General features: G+C 62.5%; 14 protein-coding genes and 1 tRNA gene. 5 read left to right on the plus strand and 10 right to left on the minus strand.

The features are described from left to right. Positions 1 to 2,016, minus strand: a complete 2,016-nt coding sequence (locus NA29_RS14600; RefSeq protein WP_084103772.1) for an extracellular solute-binding protein — start codon at positions 2,014 to 2,016, stop codon at positions 1 to 3. A 303-nt stretch (positions 2,017 to 2,319) separates the two neighbouring features. On the opposite strand from NA29_RS14600, the gene NA29_RS14605 reads away from it, so the two are divergent. Then, positions 2,320 to 3,216 (plus strand): aspartyl/asparaginyl beta-hydroxylase domain-containing protein, encoded by an 897-nt coding sequence (locus NA29_RS14605; protein WP_224786831.1) that lies wholly within the window; start codon positions 2,320 to 2,322, stop codon positions 3,214 to 3,216. A gap of 117 nt (positions 3,217 to 3,333) precedes the next feature. Here the strand turns inward: NA29_RS14605 and NA29_RS14610 are convergent, their stop codons facing one another. The 8 genes from NA29_RS14610 to cysS form a co-directional block, all read right to left on the minus strand. Then, positions 3,334 to 4,584, minus strand: a complete 1,251-nt coding sequence (locus NA29_RS14610; protein ID WP_072633297.1) for an MFS transporter — start codon at positions 4,582 to 4,584, stop codon at positions 3,334 to 3,336. A 155-nt stretch (positions 4,585 to 4,739) separates the two neighbouring features. Further along, positions 4,740 to 5,081, minus strand: a complete 342-nt coding sequence (locus NA29_RS14615) for an FKBP-type peptidyl-prolyl cis-trans isomerase (protein WP_039399124.1) — start codon at positions 5,079 to 5,081, stop codon at positions 4,740 to 4,742. Between the two features lie 121 nt (positions 5,082 to 5,202). After that, a tRNA-Ser gene (locus NA29_RS14620) sits at positions 5,203 to 5,296 on the minus strand. A gap of 257 nt (positions 5,297 to 5,553) precedes the next feature. Continuing rightward, the gene (locus tag NA29_RS14625; protein ID WP_039399126.1) at positions 5,554 to 6,804 is read right to left on the minus strand and encodes an aspartate kinase; all 1,251 of its coding nucleotides are present in this window, start codon (positions 6,802 to 6,804) and stop codon (positions 5,554 to 5,556) included. 214 nt (positions 6,805 to 7,018) lie between these two features. Next, positions 7,019 to 8,347: a tRNA lysidine(34) synthetase TilS gene (tilS, locus tag NA29_RS14630; protein ID WP_052252952.1), complete on the minus strand. Its 1,329-nt coding sequence runs from the start codon at positions 8,345 to 8,347 to the stop codon at positions 7,019 to 7,021. 226 nt (positions 8,348 to 8,573) lie between these two features. Continuing rightward, positions 8,574 to 9,542, minus strand: a complete 969-nt coding sequence (locus NA29_RS14635) for an acetyl-CoA carboxylase carboxyltransferase subunit alpha (RefSeq protein ID WP_039399128.1) — start codon at positions 9,540 to 9,542, stop codon at positions 8,574 to 8,576. 177 nt (positions 9,543 to 9,719) lie between these two features. After that, the gene (locus tag NA29_RS14640; protein ID WP_084104237.1) at positions 9,720 to 10,892 is read right to left on the minus strand and encodes an endonuclease III domain-containing protein; all 1,173 of its coding nucleotides are present in this window, start codon (positions 10,890 to 10,892) and stop codon (positions 9,720 to 9,722) included. Between the two features lie 26 nt (positions 10,893 to 10,918). After that, positions 10,919 to 12,322 (minus strand): cysteine--tRNA ligase, encoded by a 1,404-nt coding sequence (gene cysS, locus NA29_RS14645; protein WP_039399129.1) that lies wholly within the window; start codon positions 12,320 to 12,322, stop codon positions 10,919 to 10,921. 256 nt (positions 12,323 to 12,578) lie between these two features. Between cysS and NA29_RS14650 the strand changes: the two genes are divergently transcribed. The 4 genes from NA29_RS14650 (at position 12,579) to NA29_RS14665 (ending at position 15,378) form a co-directional block, all read left to right on the plus strand. Beyond that, the gene (locus tag NA29_RS14650) at positions 12,579 to 13,295 is read left to right on the plus strand and encodes a tetratricopeptide repeat protein (RefSeq protein ID WP_224786832.1); all 717 of its coding nucleotides are present in this window, start codon (positions 12,579 to 12,581) and stop codon (positions 13,293 to 13,295) included. A 64-nt stretch (positions 13,296 to 13,359) separates the two neighbouring features. Further along, positions 13,360 to 13,965: a peptidylprolyl isomerase gene (locus NA29_RS14655; protein WP_371328937.1), complete on the plus strand. Its 606-nt coding sequence runs from the start codon at positions 13,360 to 13,362 to the stop codon at positions 13,963 to 13,965. 45 nt (positions 13,966 to 14,010) lie between these two features. Continuing rightward, on the plus strand, positions 14,011 to 14,505 hold the full coding sequence (locus NA29_RS14660) for a peptidylprolyl isomerase (protein WP_039399132.1): 495 nt from the start codon (positions 14,011 to 14,013) through the stop codon (positions 14,503 to 14,505). A 135-nt stretch (positions 14,506 to 14,640) separates the two neighbouring features. Further along, the gene (locus tag NA29_RS14665; protein WP_231965071.1) at positions 14,641 to 15,378 is read left to right on the plus strand and encodes a UDP-2,3-diacylglucosamine diphosphatase; all 738 of its coding nucleotides are present in this window, start codon (positions 14,641 to 14,643) and stop codon (positions 15,376 to 15,378) included. Between the two features lie 78 nt (positions 15,379 to 15,456). On the opposite strand, the gene cysE is transcribed toward NA29_RS14665, so the two are convergent. After that, a complete protein-coding gene (gene cysE, locus NA29_RS14670) occupies positions 15,457 to 16,266 on the minus strand; it encodes a serine O-acetyltransferase (protein WP_039399136.1) in 810 nt (269 codons plus the stop codon). Between the last annotated feature and the right edge of the window lie 82 nt (positions 16,267 to 16,348).

A 16,348-nucleotide genomic window follows, 5' to 3' on the forward strand; every position in this document is an offset into this window, starting at 1 on the left:
TTAACGGGTCACTCCTTTCGTAGCTGCTGAAGCTGCTGAAGCTGCTGAATCTGCTGAAGTTGCCGGGGCAGACGCGCCTTGCGGTTCACCCTTCGCCGCGTTCGCACCGCCATCCCACCACATCGAGACGAGCCAGCCTTCAGCGGTGAAGTACAACGGCAACTTTTCCGGAAATTGCAGATTGCGTTTGTACGCCATGCGATGCGTCGACGAGAACCAGTGCGGCACGATGTAATACCCGTGCATCAGCACCCGGTCGAGCGCCCGTGCAGCGGCGACGAGATCGTCGTAGGTGTGCGCGCGCACGAGGCTGGCAAGCAGCGAATCGACCGCCGGATCCTTCAGGCCGATCACGTTGTCCGACCCATCCACGTTCGCCGATTGGCTGCCGAAACGGTCAAGTAGCTCCGTGCCGGGAATCTGCGAATCGGGATAGCGCAGTGAGATCATGTCGAAGTCGAACGTCTCGATGCGCTTTTGATAGAGCGCGAAATCGCTTTGGCGGAAATTGAGTGTGATGCCGAGCTTCGCGAGATTGCGGGCGTACGCCGAGGCTACCGGCCCCATCGCCCCGCCATCGTCGAGAAATTCGAAGACGAATGGCTCGCCCTTCGCGTTACGCAGCGCGCCGTCGCGATACGTCCAGCCCGCCTGCGCCAGCAGTTCACGTGCCTCGCGCAGGTTGTCGCGCAGGCTCGCGGGAGGCGTGGTCGTCGGTTGCACGACCATCGGCCCGAACACCGCCGGGTCGAGCTTCTTGCGCAGCGGTTCGAGCAGCTTCAACTCCGCCTCGCTCGGCATGCCGCGCGCGGCGAGGTCGCTGTTCGTGAAGTAGCTGTAGATGCGCTGATACTGGTTGTAGAACAGTTGACGGTTTAGCCACTGATAGTCGAGCGCGAGATCGAGTGCCTTACGTACTCTCACATCTTTGAACAAGTCGCGACGGGTGTTCACAATGAAGCCCTGCATGCCCGCCGCGTTGTGGTGCGAGAACTCGCGCTTGACCAGCTCGCCGTCCTTGAAGCGTTTGCCGACGTAACTGCGCACCCAGCTCCGGGCACGGTATTCGGTGATTGCGTCGAACTCGCCCGCCTTGAAACCTTCGAGCCGCACGATGTCGTCGGAGTACAGCTTGTAGACGATGCGCTCGAAGTTGTAGGTGCCACGCCGCACCGGCAGGTCGTTGCCCCAGTACTTCGGATCGCGCCGGAAAGTGATGCGACGCCCGCCGTCGTACGATTCGATCAGATAAGGACCACTCGCCACCGGACGCTCGAAGGTCAGCGCGTCGAACGCCTTCTTCTTACCGTCCGCCCCCACACTCCACTTGGGCGAGAAGACCGGCACCGACGCTACGAGCAGGGGCAGATCGGGGCTCACACGCTTGAAGTCGAACCGCACACGACGGTTGTCGAGCACGCTCACACCCTTCACGTCGGCCAGCATCACCTTGAAGCCGGGTGCCGACTGCGGGCTCATCAGCGTATCGAAGGAATACTTGACGTCCTGCGCCGTGACCGGGTCGCCATTGTTAAAGCGCGCCGCCGGGTTGAGGTGGAACGTGACGGAGGCGCCGTCGGGCGCGACGGCGATGTCGTCGGCGAGCAGACCGTAGACGGTCGCGGGCTCGTCGGCGCTGCCGATGCCGAGCGTCTCGAACATGAGACCGGACACGCCCGGCGCGGATGTGCCTCGCAACGTGAACGGATTGAATTTATCGAAGCTGGTGCGGCGATCAGGGTTCGCGAGTGTCAACGTGCCGCCGCGCGGCGCATCGGGATTGACGTAATCGAAGTGCGTGAACCCCTGCGGATACTTCGGCTCGCCGTACTGGGCGATGGCATATTTCGCGTGCGCCGGGGACGTTGCCAGCAGTCCGGCAGCCAGTGCCGCCGCGACAGGCGCAATGCGCGAGACCGTGAGCACCCGGGAAATGCGCCGGAAGCCAAAGCGTACGGCGCGAACGGAAGATACGGCTAGATCGGCGCGCGGCGTCGGGAGAAGCGATGACGCCATAGAGGTCACGAAACTGCGGAGCGACCCCCCGGTCGTGTGTGGATGCCGTGTTGTGCGCGCGTTCATGCGTCTCCTGTGTTGGTCGGCCAGCGCCAGCCTGCCCCGGGGTCCGGACGCATCCAGCCCCACCCCTTCGATCCGCGCGAAACATCCCGTAACCACTGCCTCACGCACATTTCCCGCATGAGGCTTGGCGTCACGGCCGGACCGCGCGACAATTGTACCCAAAAGCCCGGCGTTCACCGCACTGAAAGACACAGGCGCGCCGGCCCGGTTCCCTCATTTCCGCCCTGGAGGCCGACGTTGAGTGCCACACGATCGCCCGTGCAGAACCCCAACCGTACCCTGCCTCGCTGGCTCGCCAAATTTTTCTTTCAGTGTGTGGAAGCGGCGCAACGCAGTATTGCCCGTCACTCACTGGTTGGCGACAAGCCCATTTTCGATAACGCCCAGTTCCCCTGGGTCGAAGCGATCGAGGCTCAGGCACCGGCCATCGCCCGCGAACTCGAAGCCGTACTCGCTACACCAGGACGTCTGCCCGCGTTCCACGAGATCTCTCCCGACGTCGCCACCATCACGCAAGACCATCAGTGGCAAACGTTCGTCTTCCTCGGTTACGGTATGCGTGCCGAGCGCAACCTCGCCCGCTGCCCGGCGACTGCCGCGGCCCTCGATGACATTCCGGGCCTTCGCACGGCGTTCTTTTCGATTCTGTCGCCGGGCAAGAAGATTCCTCTGCATCGCGGCCCGTATAACGGTGTACTGCGGTTGCATCTGGCGTTGAAAGTGCCGCGCGAGCGTGAGAAGTGCTGGATCGAGGTCGATGGACAACGCTATGTGTGGCAAGCGGGTCGTGCAGTGATCTTCGACGACGCTTACGAGCATCAGGTGCACAACGACACCGACGAGACGCGTGTCGTGCTGTTCGTCGACTTCGAGCGCCCGTGCAAGGCGCCTGTCTCCTGGCTTAACAAGCTGCTGCTGTCGTTCGCCCCGCTCACACCCGAGTTGCAGCAGGCCAAGACCAATCACGAGAAGTGGGAGCGCGACTACTACGCGACGCCCGCGCCAGCGGCACCGACGTCGACATCGGCGGCCGTGTCGCAATCGGACGTGCCATCCGCCAACGCACCGACCCAGAGCGGCGCAGCGACGCACACGCATGTGGAAACCGTGGCCGACGAGCGCGCGCATGGTTGATCGCGTGCCTTAACGACACATCTGTCACCCATAAAAAAACGCCAGCGAATCGTGTTCGCTGGCGTTTTTCATTGTGACGAATGGAACCGTCGATGCTACGTCGGCGTCACCTCAGCATTACGCTTTTCGCGCGGGCTGCGCGAGCGCGTCCTGCGTGGGCGGCGGGACGAAATTCGCCGCGAGCACGGCCACGAGCGCCGCCGCCAGCATCGCACCGATGCCAAGCGCAGCATCGCCGAAATGCAGGTAAGCGAACTTCATCGCTTCGATTACGGCCACGGCCACGACGATGGTGATCATGCTGAGCATGCCTGCGACCGTCGCCCGGTTGGGACTATCGACGGCGAACAGCGACTGGCGATACACCACGCCGTAGCACATGCCCATACCGAACGCGTGCAGCGTCGTTCCGATGAGCAGCGCCGGATAACCCGGCGCGAGGATGGCCGTGCCGACGAGCGACACCGCCGCGCCAATCAGCATGGCCGCCACGCCAGTCGCCAGCAGACGTCCGTTCGACCAGCGCCCCACCTGACGTGCGAGCAGCACGTTGCCGAGAATCAGCGCAGCGAACACCGGCACTTGCAGCATGGCGTACTGCATCTGCGACAACCCGGCGCGCTCGATCAGGAACACCGGCCCCAGTGCGATCCACGTGAGCAACGGCGTCACTGCCAGCCCCGTGAGCACCGCGCCGCGCCAGAATCGTCCACTGGAAAGTGGCAGCTTGTAGCCCGCCCAAAGTTGCTTAGCGTTCAGCGCATTACGATCGTGACGCGACAGCTCCGGCATCGTGCGATACAGCCCGACGAACGAGAACACTGCGACGATGGCTATCAGCCAGAAGATGCTGCGCCACGGCCAGAACGACACGACGGCAGCACCGGCGAGCGGCCCGAACAGCGGCGAGAGCAGCGACACGTTCGCCATGAGCGCCATCACACGCACGGCGGTCTTCTCCTCGAACGCTTCATGCACCGTCGGGTACCCCACCGTCAGCACGAAGCAGCAGCCCATGCCCTGAAGAAAGCGCAGCGCAATGAACTGCGGCATCGTCTGCACGTAGTGCACCGCCAGACACGCGACGATGAACGTGACGAGGCCGGAGAGCAGTACACGACGGCGACCGAAGCGGTCAGCGAGCGGGCCGAGCAGCCACTGCAGACTCGCGTTGCCGAGCATGGCGGCGGTCAGCGCCAGCGTGGTCATTTCCGCAGACGCGCCGAACTCGCGCGTGACGAGCGGCATACCGGGCATGATCATGTCGTTCGAGATGTAGACCGCGAACTCGAAAAGCACCAGCGAGAAAGGAAACCAGAATCTCGAGACGGGAGACCTGGGGGAATGCGGACTTACAGAGTGAGACACCTCGTAAAGGCTCCTTTGTGCGACCCACGCTCGTGACGTCGGCACACATGTATTTGAACTCCAAAAGACAACACCCCCGGTGCCTGCGAGGCACCGGGGGTGTCTGTTGCTTCGACTGTGCCGCCTCAGTGTGGTTCGGGCGGCGTTTCGATGCTTCAGACGTCCAACAGATCGACCTCGAAGACCAGGGTGGCGTTCGGCGGAATCACGCCGCCTGCGCCGCGTGCACCGTAGCCAAGTTCGGCCGGAATAATGAGTTTGCGCTTGCCGCCAACCTTCATGCCGGCAACACCTTCGTCCCAACCGCGAATGACCATGCCGCCGCCAAGCACGAAGGCGAACGGATCGTTGCGGTCTTTGCTGGAATCGAATTTCTTGCCGTCGGTCAGCCAGCCCGTGTAATGCACGGTTACGGTCTTGCCCGGGGTGGCTTCAGCGCCATCGCCCACTTGCAGGTCTTCGTATTGCAGGCCGGAATCGGTAGTGACAGTCGACATGGTTGTTCTCGCTCGAAGAAGAGAGGATATCGACGCGCGAGGTATCGCCAACGCGCGAACTCGGGAAAGAAAAAACCCCCGGCTCTCCGCGAAGAGCCGGGGGTGTTCCGCCAAGGCGACTTGGCGGAGACGGAGGGATTCGAACCCTCGATCCAGGTTTTGGCCCAGATGCTCCCTTAGCAGGGGAGTGCCTTCGACCTCTCGGCCACGTCTCCCAAACTTGTCGTCGCACCAGGGAGGTGATGCGACGAGACCGTGATACTACCGGCTGTTCTCGATGCCGTCAAACATTATCCGCATCGAAACCCAACTTTTTTTGCGTACCTGTCATGCACCCGACACGTACACGGGAATTTTCCCGCATCGCTGCCCGAAAATTCCGTTACGCGCCGCATGCATCACGCGCACATGCGGCACGTCCTTTTGCCGTCCGAAGCGACGGCGTGCCATCGCTTCGATCGACAACCGTCACTTACGCCTGATCGAGTTCGAAGGCCTTATGCAGCGCGCGCACGGCGAGCTCCATGTACTTCTCGTCGATCAGCACCGAGATCTTGATCTCGGACGTGGAGATCAGCTGGATGTTGATGCCTTCTTCCGACAGCGTGCGGAACGCCTTGCTGGCGATACCCACGTGCGAGCGCATGCCCACACCAACGATCGACACCTTCGACACCTTCGGGTCGCCGATGACTTCGGCTGCACCGATATGACCTTGCACGTCACTTTGCAGCAGCGTCATAGCGCGCTGGTAGTCGCCGCGCGGCACGGTGAACGTGAAGTCGGTCTTCCCTTCGACGCTCAGGTTCTGGATGATCATGTCGACATCGATGTTCGCGTCGGCGATCGGGCCGAGAATCTGGTACGCAATGCCCGGGCGATCCGGCACGCCACGCACGGTGATCTTGGCCTCGTCGCGCTGGAATGCGATACCCGAGATGATGGCCTTTTCCATTTGTTCGTCTTCCTCAAAAGTAATCAGCGTGCCCGAGCGCGCTTCTTCGTCGAGCGCGATCATCGGGTCGGTCAGGCTCGACAACACGCGAGTCTTGACTTGGTACTTGCCGGCGAATTCCACCGAGCGGATCTGCAGCACCTTGGAACCGAGGCTGGCCATTTCCAGCATCTCTTCGAAGGTCACCTTGTCGAGGCGGCGAGCCTCGTCGACCACACGCGGGTCCGTCGTGTACACGCCATCGACGTCGGTGTAGATCAGGCACTCATCGGCCTTGAGCGCAGCAGCGACCGCAACGGCCGAGGTGTCCGAGCCACCGCGACCGAGCGTGGTCACGTTGCCGTTCGGATCGATCCCCTGGAAACCGGTAATGACGACCACGCGGCCAGCATTGAGATCGGCCATGACGCGCTTGTCGTCGATTTCCGAAATGCGAGCTTTGGTGAAAGCGCTGTCGGTCTTGATCGGTACTTGCCAGCCGGCGTAGCTCACGGCATCGACACCAGCCTCTTTGAGGGCCATTGCCAGCAGGCCAACGCTCACTTGCTCGCCCGTAGCGGCAATGGCGTCGAGTTCGCGCGGGTCCGGATTGGCCGAAATCTCTTTGGCCAGGCCCAGCAGACGATTGGTCTCGCCGGACATCGCCGACGGCACCACCACCATCTTGTGACCGGCCTTATGCCACTTGGCCACGCGCTTGGCGACATTCTTGATGCGCTCCACCGAGCCCATCGACGTGCCGCCGTATTTGTGTACGATCAGAGCCATAACATTGCTAACACATTGATTTAAAACCGTTTATGAATCCAGCGCGGATACCCCTTCATGGGTATCGGTGACGTTTTGATTCGCGGAACTTTTGATTATCGCACGAATGTATCGCGTTGGCGTCGGTTTGACGCACATTGCGCTGTGATGAACCCACAAAGCCGCATCTGGCAGCAGGTTATGCTGAATTTCGCGGAAGTTTTAGTCGGCGGTGCTATGCCTCGTCGCGCCACCGCATCGCCCATCGCGCGCCACCCTCGTCCCGCTGCGCTGCGCCGTCGACACCCAGCCTCGGGACAAAGACGATCGCCCCCGCCTGCCACACGATCGGCACGTTTCTCAACCACGCCGCAACACCCCGACTCTGATACCAATGCTTCAGCGACCGCGAATGCCCTTGCGCATGCTCTCGCCAGCGCTCGCCACCCGCCCTCGCCTTTGCCACCAACGCAGATGCGCGCAAGACGTGTTCGTCGATGCTGCCCGACGTCTCTTCATCGTCGCCCACCGGCGTGAAAACGATGCTGCCCTTCCACTGCGGCAAATGCCACGCTCGCTCGCCCGTCCAGCGTAGTACGACGTCGGACGCGACATCATCCGGATCCGCCACCTCGTAGATTGCAGTCCATTGCAATTCATCGCGATATAAGCGCAGCACCGCTTCGCCATGCGGCAATTCGAGCGACGCCTCCGCCTGCGCATCGCGAATCTGACGCACCCACTCATCAAGACGCGCTTCCGGTGGCGTCGCCAGGCCGCGACGTGCCGTCCAGTAACGCAGCAGGTTAGCCAGACGTGCAGCGTCGAGGCCCTGCAACTGCGTTCGCCGCAAACGCTCGTCGTCGCCCACAGTCGGCGCACGCGCCTTCTCGAAATCGAGCTGCGCCAACTGATCGAGCAATGTCTGCGCCTGCGCAGCATGACGCGCAAATCGTGCCAATGTCTCGCGATAAGCAGGTACGTGCGAAGCAATCGCAGGCATCACGTCGTGACGCAGCGCATTGCGCAAATAGTGACGGTCTTCGTTGGACGGATCTTCGACCCACGTCAGCGATCGCGCCTTGGCGTACGCGCGCACCGTCTCACGCGACACGTCGAGCAACGGTCGCAACAAACGCACACGATCCGAGCGATGCCCGACGACTGGCAGCGAACCTTCCACCGCCATCGCGGCCACGCCCGGCAACCCGGCACCGCGCAACATCTGCAATAGCACGGTCTCGGCCTGGTCGTTGGCGTGATGCGCTGTCAGCAGCCAGCCGACGTCATGCGCCAGACAGGTCGACGCCAACGCTTCGTAGCGCGCCGCACGCGCCGCGCCTTCGATGCCTTGTCGCGCATCGCCCGGCACACTCACGCGTCGCGCTTCGAAGGCGAACCCGCGCAGGCGAGCCTCGCGCTCGCACACAGCAAGCCAGTCGTCAGCATGCTTCGAAAGTCCGTGATGAATGTGGATGGCCAGCGGCTGTGGCATCGGCGCGCCCGGCGCCCCGGCTTCGCGGCGCTTTTGCACCCAATGCGCCAGCGCATCGAGCAGCACCATGGAATCGAGGCCGCCACTCAGCGCGAGCGCGAGACGTGGCGTGGGCGATGCGGGGGAATCGCAACGGGGCAGGACGTGCGCCGTTAATGCCAGACGTAAAGCGACGTCTACATGTGCAACTGCCGCGTCACATCGTGCAGATGCGAACGCGGCAGCAGAGGAATCGTGATGAGGCATCGGATTCGGCGTCATCGCCACGACGAGCGACGACGCATCGGCATGCGCTTTACTTCGCGCCGGCTTCCTTGAATTTGCCATAGCTCATCAGGCGCTCGAAACGACGCTCCAGCAGCTCCTTGTGGCTCATGCCCTGGAACTGGCGCAGCGAGTCGGCCAGTGCGCGCTTGAGCATACCGGCCATGCCGAGCGGATCGCGTTGCGCGCCACCCAGCGGCTCGTTGACGATCTTGTCGATCAGACCCAGCGCCTTCAGACGATGTGCCGTCAGGCCCAGCGCCTCGGCGGCCTCAGGGGCCTTCGCTGCGCTCTTCCACAGAATCGACGCACAACCTTCCGGCGAAATCACCGAATACGTCGAGAACTGCAACATCATGACCGTATCGGCGACGGCCACGGCCAACGCGCCGCCCGAACCACCCTCACCGATGATCGTGGTGATGATCGGCGTTTTGAGTTCGGTCATCGCGTACAGGTTGTGACCGATGGCTTCAGACTGCCCACGCTCTTCGGCATCGATACCCGGATAGGCGCCCGGCGTGTCGATGAACGTGAAGAGCGGAAGGCCGAATTTCTCGGCCATCTTCATCAGACGCAAGGCCTTGCGATAGCCTTCCGGACGCGGCATACCGAAGTTGCGCATCGCGCGCTCTTTGGTGTCACGCCCCTTCTGATGACCGATGACCATACAGGCCTGGCCATTAAAGCGTGCCATGCCGCCCACAATGGCGTGATCGTCCGAGAAAGCACGGTCGCCATGAAGCTCATGAAAATCGGTGAAGATGTCGCGGATGTAATCGAGCGTGTAAGGACGCTGCGGATGGCGTGCGATCTGCGAAACCTGCCACGGCGACAGGTTTGCGTAAATGTCCTTGGTGAGCTGCTGGCTCTTCTTGGAGAGGCGCTCGATCTCTTCGGAAATATCGACGGCTGAATCGTCTTGCACGAAGCGCAACTCTTCAATCTTCGCGTCGAGTTCGGCGATCGGCTGTTCAAAATCCAAAAAGGTGTTCTTCATCAGGTTTCCCCGGAAATGCGGCAGCGTATTGTACCGCCGGTAACGTCTACCCGGATGAGATAGGCAACTTTCATCGCCTCTCGATCCGCAATAGCCATCAAAAATGACTGGATGGGACGGAATGGACGCGGATTATACGTCCTCGAGCCTATAGAAACCGTAAATGATCGGCATCGATCAGTATTCGACCGGCACCGGTTCGAGACTCCGCCACATGTACCACGTGGCGACGGAGCGCCAGGGCTCCCAGTTGGCAGCGACTTCGCGTGCTTCGCTTCGCGTGACAGGCTCGCCGCTGAAATAGTTGACGCTGATGGCGTTGATCAGCCCGACATCGTCGAGCGGCAGAACGTCGGGACGCATCAGGTTGAACATCAGGAACATCTCTGCCGTCCACCGGCCGATGCCGCGAATGCCGGTCAGCTCGGCAATGACCGCCTCGTCGTCCATGGTGGCCCACGCATCCACGTGCAGCGCGCCCGACTTGAAATGCGTCGCCAGATCGAGAATGTACTCAGCCTTGCGACGCGACAGCCCACAGCCGGCGAGCGCGTCGTGCCCCGCCTTGATGAACTGCGACGGCGACAGCTTCGGGCAGATCGCCACGACGCGATCCCACACGGCCTGCGCCGCCTTCACGGAAATCTGCTGACCGACGATCGAGCGCGCGAGTGTGACGAACGGCTCGCCGCGCCCGGTCAGATGCGCCGGGCCAAACTGAGGAATCAGTTTCTTGAGAATCCGGTCACGCTTCATGAGATCGGCACACGCCTGATCCCAGAAGTCGGGACGCGTTGCGCCCGGCGCAACCGGCAAGGGCACAACGCCCGTCACCGCCTGCTCGACCACCTCATGGTCGAGACGCGCGATCTCCGGCGTGACGATGCGCGTCTCGCCGTCGCGCTTGGCGATAACGCGGCGCGTGGTGGCCGCACTGGACGCGTCCGGTTTCGCATCCGGTTTCGCGGAGGTCTTGCGCGGCGTCTTCACAGGCGTCTTCGAAACCGCCTTCTTTGCGACGACCGGCCCGGCCTTCTCAACTTTTTCGACCTTATCGACCTTATCGACCTTCGCAACCTTCCCGGCCTTCGACACCGAAGCCTTGCGGGCTGCGCCCACGCCGGACGACTTCGCAGGCGCCTTCGCGGTCTTGCCCGCCGCTGTCTTGCCGGTCGGCTTGATGGCGGGCTTGACGGTCGCCGTTCGCGTCGCGGTAGACTTCAGCGGACTGCGGCGCGCGCCGTCGACCGGTGCCGACACCGGCTTCGCCGTCGTCGCACCTTTTGCCGAACGCTTCGCCGCCGGGGTCCCGGCTGCGACCTTCGCGGCTACGGATTTACGAGTCACCATGAGTGTTTTGCCTCGATGCGTCGCGCTCAGGCACGACGCCATTCGGTGGCGCCTCCGGGACGGTCTTCCAGCACGATCCCCTCGGCCAGCAATTCGGCACGAATGCGATCGGCTTCCGCAAAATTACGATCACGCTTGGCCTGAGCACGCGCTTCGATACGCGCCTCGACCGACGCACGCAGCGCATCACCGTCGCCCGCCTCATCATCGCCCGTCGCCCCTTGCAGGAACGACTGCGGCTCGCGGCCGAGCAGGCCCAGCGTCGCCGCCAATCCCTTCAGTTGACGCACCAGCACAGGATCGCGCTGCTTATTGATTTCACCGGCCAGCTCGAACAACACCGAAATGGCGACCGGCGTGTTGAAATCGTCGTTCATCGCGGCGGCAAATCGCTGCGCGAACGGCTCGCTCCAGTCCAGCGGCGCACCGTCGCCCGCAGCATCCTTGAGCGCCGTGTACAGACGCGTCAGACCACCACGCGCATCGTCCAGATGGGCATCGCTGTAGTTGAGCGGGCTGCGATATTGGGCGCGCAAGATGAAGAAGCGCACAACTTCCGCGTCGAACTTCGCCAGCACTTCACGAATGGTGAAGAAGTTGCCGAGCGACTTGGACATCTTCTCGTTGTCCACGCGCACGAAGCCGTTGTGCATCCAGTAATTGACGAACGTCTCGCCCGTCGCCCCTTCGCTCTGCGCGATCTCGTTCTCGTGATGCGGGAATTGCAGATCCGCGCCGCCACCGTGAATGTCGAAATGGTTGCCGAGCAACTGGCAGCTCATGGCCGAGCACTCGATGTGCCAGCCCGGACGGCCGGCGCCCCACGGCGACGCCCACTTCGACTCTTCCGGCTCGGTGTCCTTCGCGCGCTTCCACAGCACGAAATCGAGCGGATCCTGCTTCGCCGCATTAGCCGCCACGCGCTCACCTGCGCGCAGGTCTTCGATGGACTTGCCCGACAACTGGCCGTACGTCGAGAACTTGCGCACGGCATAGTTCACGTCGCCATCTTCGGCCTGATAGGCGTAGCCGTTGCGTTGCAACGTGCCGATCATATCGACCATCTGCGGAATGAAGTCGGTCGCACGCGGCTCATGGTCGGGACGCTGAACGCCGAGTGCATCGGCGTCTTCGTGCATCGCAGCAATGAAGCGCGTGGTCAGCTCACGCATCGTCTCGCCGTTTTCGACCGCGCGCTTGATGATCTTGTCGTCGATATCGGTGATGTTGCGCACGTACGTCACACGATAGCCGAGCGTGCGCAACCAGCGCTGCACCATGTCGAACACCACCATCACGCGCGCATGACCAATGTGACAGTAGTCGTACACCGTCATCCCACAGACATACATGCGAACTTCGCCGGGAACGAGGGGTGCGAACGACTGTTTTTCTCGCGCGAGCGAGTTGTAGACACGGAGTGAATCCATAGATATGCGCTTGACCGGGCGGCAACAGCGCTGGACGCTGCGACGATATCCCCGTTTGAAACGAGAACGATATCGCGAGGCGGGCTGCGCGCCGTGCGGTAGAAAAAACGAACCTGCGAACCGCCTCCACCGCCACATCGAGAAATGGCGCGGGCCGGGCGCAGGTGTTTTGTTAGAATGCGGCCGAGTATAGCATCTCTTGCGCACCTCTCAGGTATCCCAAGCACCCACTATGACGCAACGAAGCCGGTCACTTTTGTCTCCCCTGACGCACGTTCCTTCGCGCCTTCTTTCCCATGTGCGCCCGCTCGCCGCTGTCACGCGCCGTGCACGCGCACTCACGCTCGCGGCCGCGACACTCGGCGTGGCCAGCGCGCTGTTCGCGCTGCCCGCCGGCGCGCAGGCCATCACCGATCCGCCCCCGCCCGCCCCGCTGCAAACGCCGCAACAAGCGAGCGAATCGGCCATCAACAAGCTGGTCGAAGCGGGCAAGTTCAACGAAGCCCTGACCAAAATCGACGAGCATCTGAAGCAGTACCCGCGCGATGCGCAGGTGCGCTTCACGCGCGGTCGTGTGCTGATGGAAATGGGCCGCAATGCGGAGGCCATCGACGCCTTTACGGCGCTCACACAGGACTTCCCGGAACTGCCCGAGCCGTTCAACAACCTGGCCGCGCTCTACGCGCAGGCCGGCGAGTACGACAAGGCACGTGCCGCACTCGAGAGCGCGATTCGCAACAACCCGAACTTCGCGGTCGCGTATTCGAATCTGGGCGACATCTACGCCAAGCTCGCGCAGCAGGCTTATCAGAAATCTCTGAAGCTCGCGCCGACGGCTCGCGTGTCGAACCGCGAAAAGCTGCTGTCCAATATGCTGAGCCCGCAACGCGCCACGCCTGTCAGCCAGACGCCGACGCCGCAAAAGCCCAGTGAGGACGCCGCCGTGAAAAACATCGGCAAGTCGGGCAACTAAGCCTGCGGCTGCGACTCGAACTCCGTTCCACCTTCCCCCTTCTCATCGATACAGGGAGACACGCATGTCCTTTCCGAATCGCCTGCGTCGCGCCATGCTCGGCGGCGTTGCCACCGTGGCGGCGGCCGCAGCCCTGACGGGCGCAAGCCTGCCCGCCTTTGCGCAGAACGCGCAGCCGCAGGTGCAATTCAAGACGTCGCTCGGCAATTTCGTGGTCGAAGTCAATCCGAAGGCAGCACCGAAGACGGTCGAGAACTTCCTTCAGTACGTCAACGATGGCTTCTACAACGGCACGATCTTCCATCGCGTGATCAACGGCTTCATGATTCAGGGCGGCGGTTTTACGCCGAACATGGACCAGAAGCCCACGCGCGCCGCGATTCCCAGCGAATCGAAGAACGGCCTGAAGAACACCATCGGCACCATCGCCATGGCCCGCACCTCCGATCCGAACTCCGCGACCGCGCAATTCTTTATCAATGTGAAGGATAATGCGTCACTGGATTACCCCAACCCGGATGGCTTCGGCTATACGGTATTCGGCAAGGTGGTGTCCGGCATGGACACCGTCGAGAAGATCAAGGGTGTGGCCACGACCCGCAAGGGCATGTATTCCGACGTGCCCGCCACGACGGTCGTGATCGAATCGGCCAGCGTCGTCAAACGCTGAAAATCCTCCGGCCCGCCGGGATCATTTCATTAGAAGGAAAGCATCATGGTTGAACTGCACACCAATCACGGCGTCATTCGCATCGAACTCGACGCAGCCAAGGCACCGAAGACGGTCGAGAACTTCCTGAACTACGTCAAGAACGGTTTCTACGACGGCACGGTGTTCCACCGCGTCATCAACGGCTTCATGGTCCAGGGTGGTGGTTTCGAAGTCGGCATGAAGCAAAAGCCGACCGAAGCGACCATCGAGAACGAAGCCAACAACGGCCTGAAGAACGACAAATACACGCTGGCCATGGCCCGCACGAACGATCCGCACTCGGCTACGGCCCAGTTCTTCATCAACGTGAACGACAACGACTTCCTGAACCACAGCTCGCCCACGCCGCAAGGCTGGGGTTACGCCGTGTTCGGCAAGGTCGTCGAAGGCCAGGAAGTGGTCGACGCCATCAAGGGCGTGAAGACCGGTTCGAAGGGCTTCCACCAGGACGTGCCGGTTGAAGACGTCGTGATCGAGAAGGCCGTGATCGTCGCGTAAGCGCCCTCACGCGAACTGCGACACTCGATGCCAGTATCGACTGCGCGGTGCCCGCAATGCCCCGTGACACCACGGGGCGACGGGCCCGCGCTTTTCATTTCCGATCTTCACCTCTCGCCGGCTCTGCCGCAGACGGTGCAAGTCTTCGAAGACTTCCTGCGCGGTCCTGCGCGCGAAGCGTCCATCCTTTTCATCCTCGGCGATCTGTTCGAATACTGGATCGGCGACGATATGCTCGACGCTGACCGCGACACCGAACATGCGCCCACGTCGGCCACGCCTGCCAGCGAACCGCTCGGCGTATTCGCACGCCGCATGACGGCTGCGATGGCCGAACTCTCCGCCAGCGGCGTGCCCATCGCGGTGATGCGCGGCAATCGCGACTTCCTGCTCGGCAAGCGCTTCGCGCGGGCGGCGGGCGCGGTCATGCTCGACGATCCCTGCGTATTCTCGTTTCTCGGTCAGGCGCTCGTGCTCAGCCACGGCGACCAGTTGTGCACCGACGACGTGGGCTATCAGCGCTTTCGCCGCGTCGCGCATTCACCGCTCGGCAAAGCCTTTTTCCTGACGTTGCCGCTACGCGTGCGCATGGGGATTGCAGATCGCATCCGCCGACGCAGCGCCGCCAAGGGTGCACATCGAATGGCCTACGCGGATGCCAACGCCAATGCCATCGCGGCGCTGCTCGACGCCGCCGGCGAGCGTACGCTGGTGCACGGCCACACGCATCGTCCGGCGCGTCACGTCGACGGGCGACGCGTACGTTGGGTCCTGCCCGACTGGGAGTTCGATGTGGACCCGCCACGTGGCGGCTATCTGCAATGGGACATGCACGGCTTACGTGCCGTCGACCTTGCACCCTCAGCGACATAGGCATTGCGATGTAAAAACGGCTCGTTGCCAAACGAGCCGTTTTTGCTTGAATCCGTGACGACGAAACGCCCCACTACGTCACATGTCCTGAATTTCCTTGCCGAGCTTGCGCAGTTCTGCGGTGTCGATCTTGCTTGCGCCAAGCGCTTCGAGATGCGCGCCGAGTTGGTTGAGCGCCGCCACCATGACGTCGATTTTGTGCGACTGGTCCGTGGCGTTCTCGATCAGACCGTGAATCGCGAGCGAGACCGGGTCATCCGCGTTGGGCGTAATGCCGTAGGCCGAGAACTCCGGTGTTTCCGGCTTATTCGGCTGGTTCGGCTGGTTCGGCTTACACTCGCCCTCGCCAACCTTTGCGCCTTCGCGCGACGCACCGGGACGCACGACGCGCGCCGGGTTGCCCACCGCCGTGCCACCCGCCGGGACCGGCTTGACGACGACCGCGTTCGAGCCGATCTTGGCGCCCGCACCCACCGTAAAGCCGCCGAGCACCTTCGCCCCCGCCCCGACGATCACCCCCGCCTCCAGTGTCGGATGACGCTTTGCGCCGCGCGCGAGCGACGTGCCCCCGAGCGTCACGCCCTGATAGATCGTGCAGTCGTCGCCGATCACCGCCGTCTCCCCGATCACCACGCCCATGCCGTGATCGATGAAGACGCGTCGGCCAAGCGTCGCGCCCGGATGAATCTCGATGCCGGTCAGAAAGCGAGCGTATTGCGAGATGTAACGTCCGCTCCATTTGAAACCCGACGTCCAGCAGCGGTGAGCCACCCGGTGCAACATCACGGCATGCAGGCCGGGATAGCAAGTGAAGACTTCCCAGTTGCTACGGGCAGCGGGGTCTTTTTGCCGGATGGCGGCGATATCTTCGCGAAGACGAGTGAACATAAGCCTGAGTTCGGTCCTGTCGTGCGGCGTCCGGCCGTCTTGGGGACGGATCGTCGCGTATTAGCGGGTAATGCCGGAAGTG

Origin of the sequence: Pandoraea sputorum (genome assembly GCF_000814845.2) — a bacterium.
Taxonomy (GTDB): Bacteria; Pseudomonadota; Gammaproteobacteria; order Burkholderiales; family Burkholderiaceae; genus Pandoraea; species Pandoraea sputorum.

Bases quoted from the DNA above. Each gene is read 5' to 3' on its own strand.
- NA29_RS14600 (WP_084103772.1), bottom strand. From the start codon at position 2,016: ATGGCGTCATCGCTTCTCCCGACGCCGCGCGCCGATCTAGCCGTATCT.
- NA29_RS14615 (WP_039399124.1), bottom strand. From the start codon at position 5,081: ATGTCGACTGTCACTACCGATTCCGGCCTGCAATACGAAGACCTGCAA.
- NA29_RS14625 (WP_039399126.1), bottom strand. From the start codon at position 6,804: ATGGCTCTGATCGTACACAAATACGGCGGCACGTCGATGGGCTCGGTG.
- tilS (WP_052252952.1), bottom strand. From the start codon at position 8,347: ATGGTGCTGCTCGATGCGCTGGCGCATTGGGTGCAAAAGCGCCGCGAA.
- NA29_RS14635 (WP_039399128.1), bottom strand. From the start codon at position 9,542: ATGAAGAACACCTTTTTGGATTTTGAACAGCCGATCGCCGAACTCGAC.
- NA29_RS14640 (WP_084104237.1), bottom strand. From the start codon at position 10,892: ATGGTGACTCGTAAATCCGTAGCCGCGAAGGTCGCAGCCGGGACCCCG.
- cysS (WP_039399129.1), bottom strand. From the start codon at position 12,322: ATGGATTCACTCCGTGTCTACAACTCGCTCGCGCGAGAAAAACAGTCG.
- NA29_RS14655 (WP_371328937.1), top strand. From the start codon at position 13,360: ATGTCCTTTCCGAATCGCCTGCGTCGCGCCATGCTCGGCGGCGTTGCC.
- NA29_RS14660 (WP_039399132.1), top strand. From the start codon at position 14,011: ATGGTTGAACTGCACACCAATCACGGCGTCATTCGCATCGAACTCGAC.
- cysE (WP_039399136.1), bottom strand. From the start codon at position 16,266: ATGTTCACTCGTCTTCGCGAAGATATCGCCGCCATCCGGCAAAAAGAC.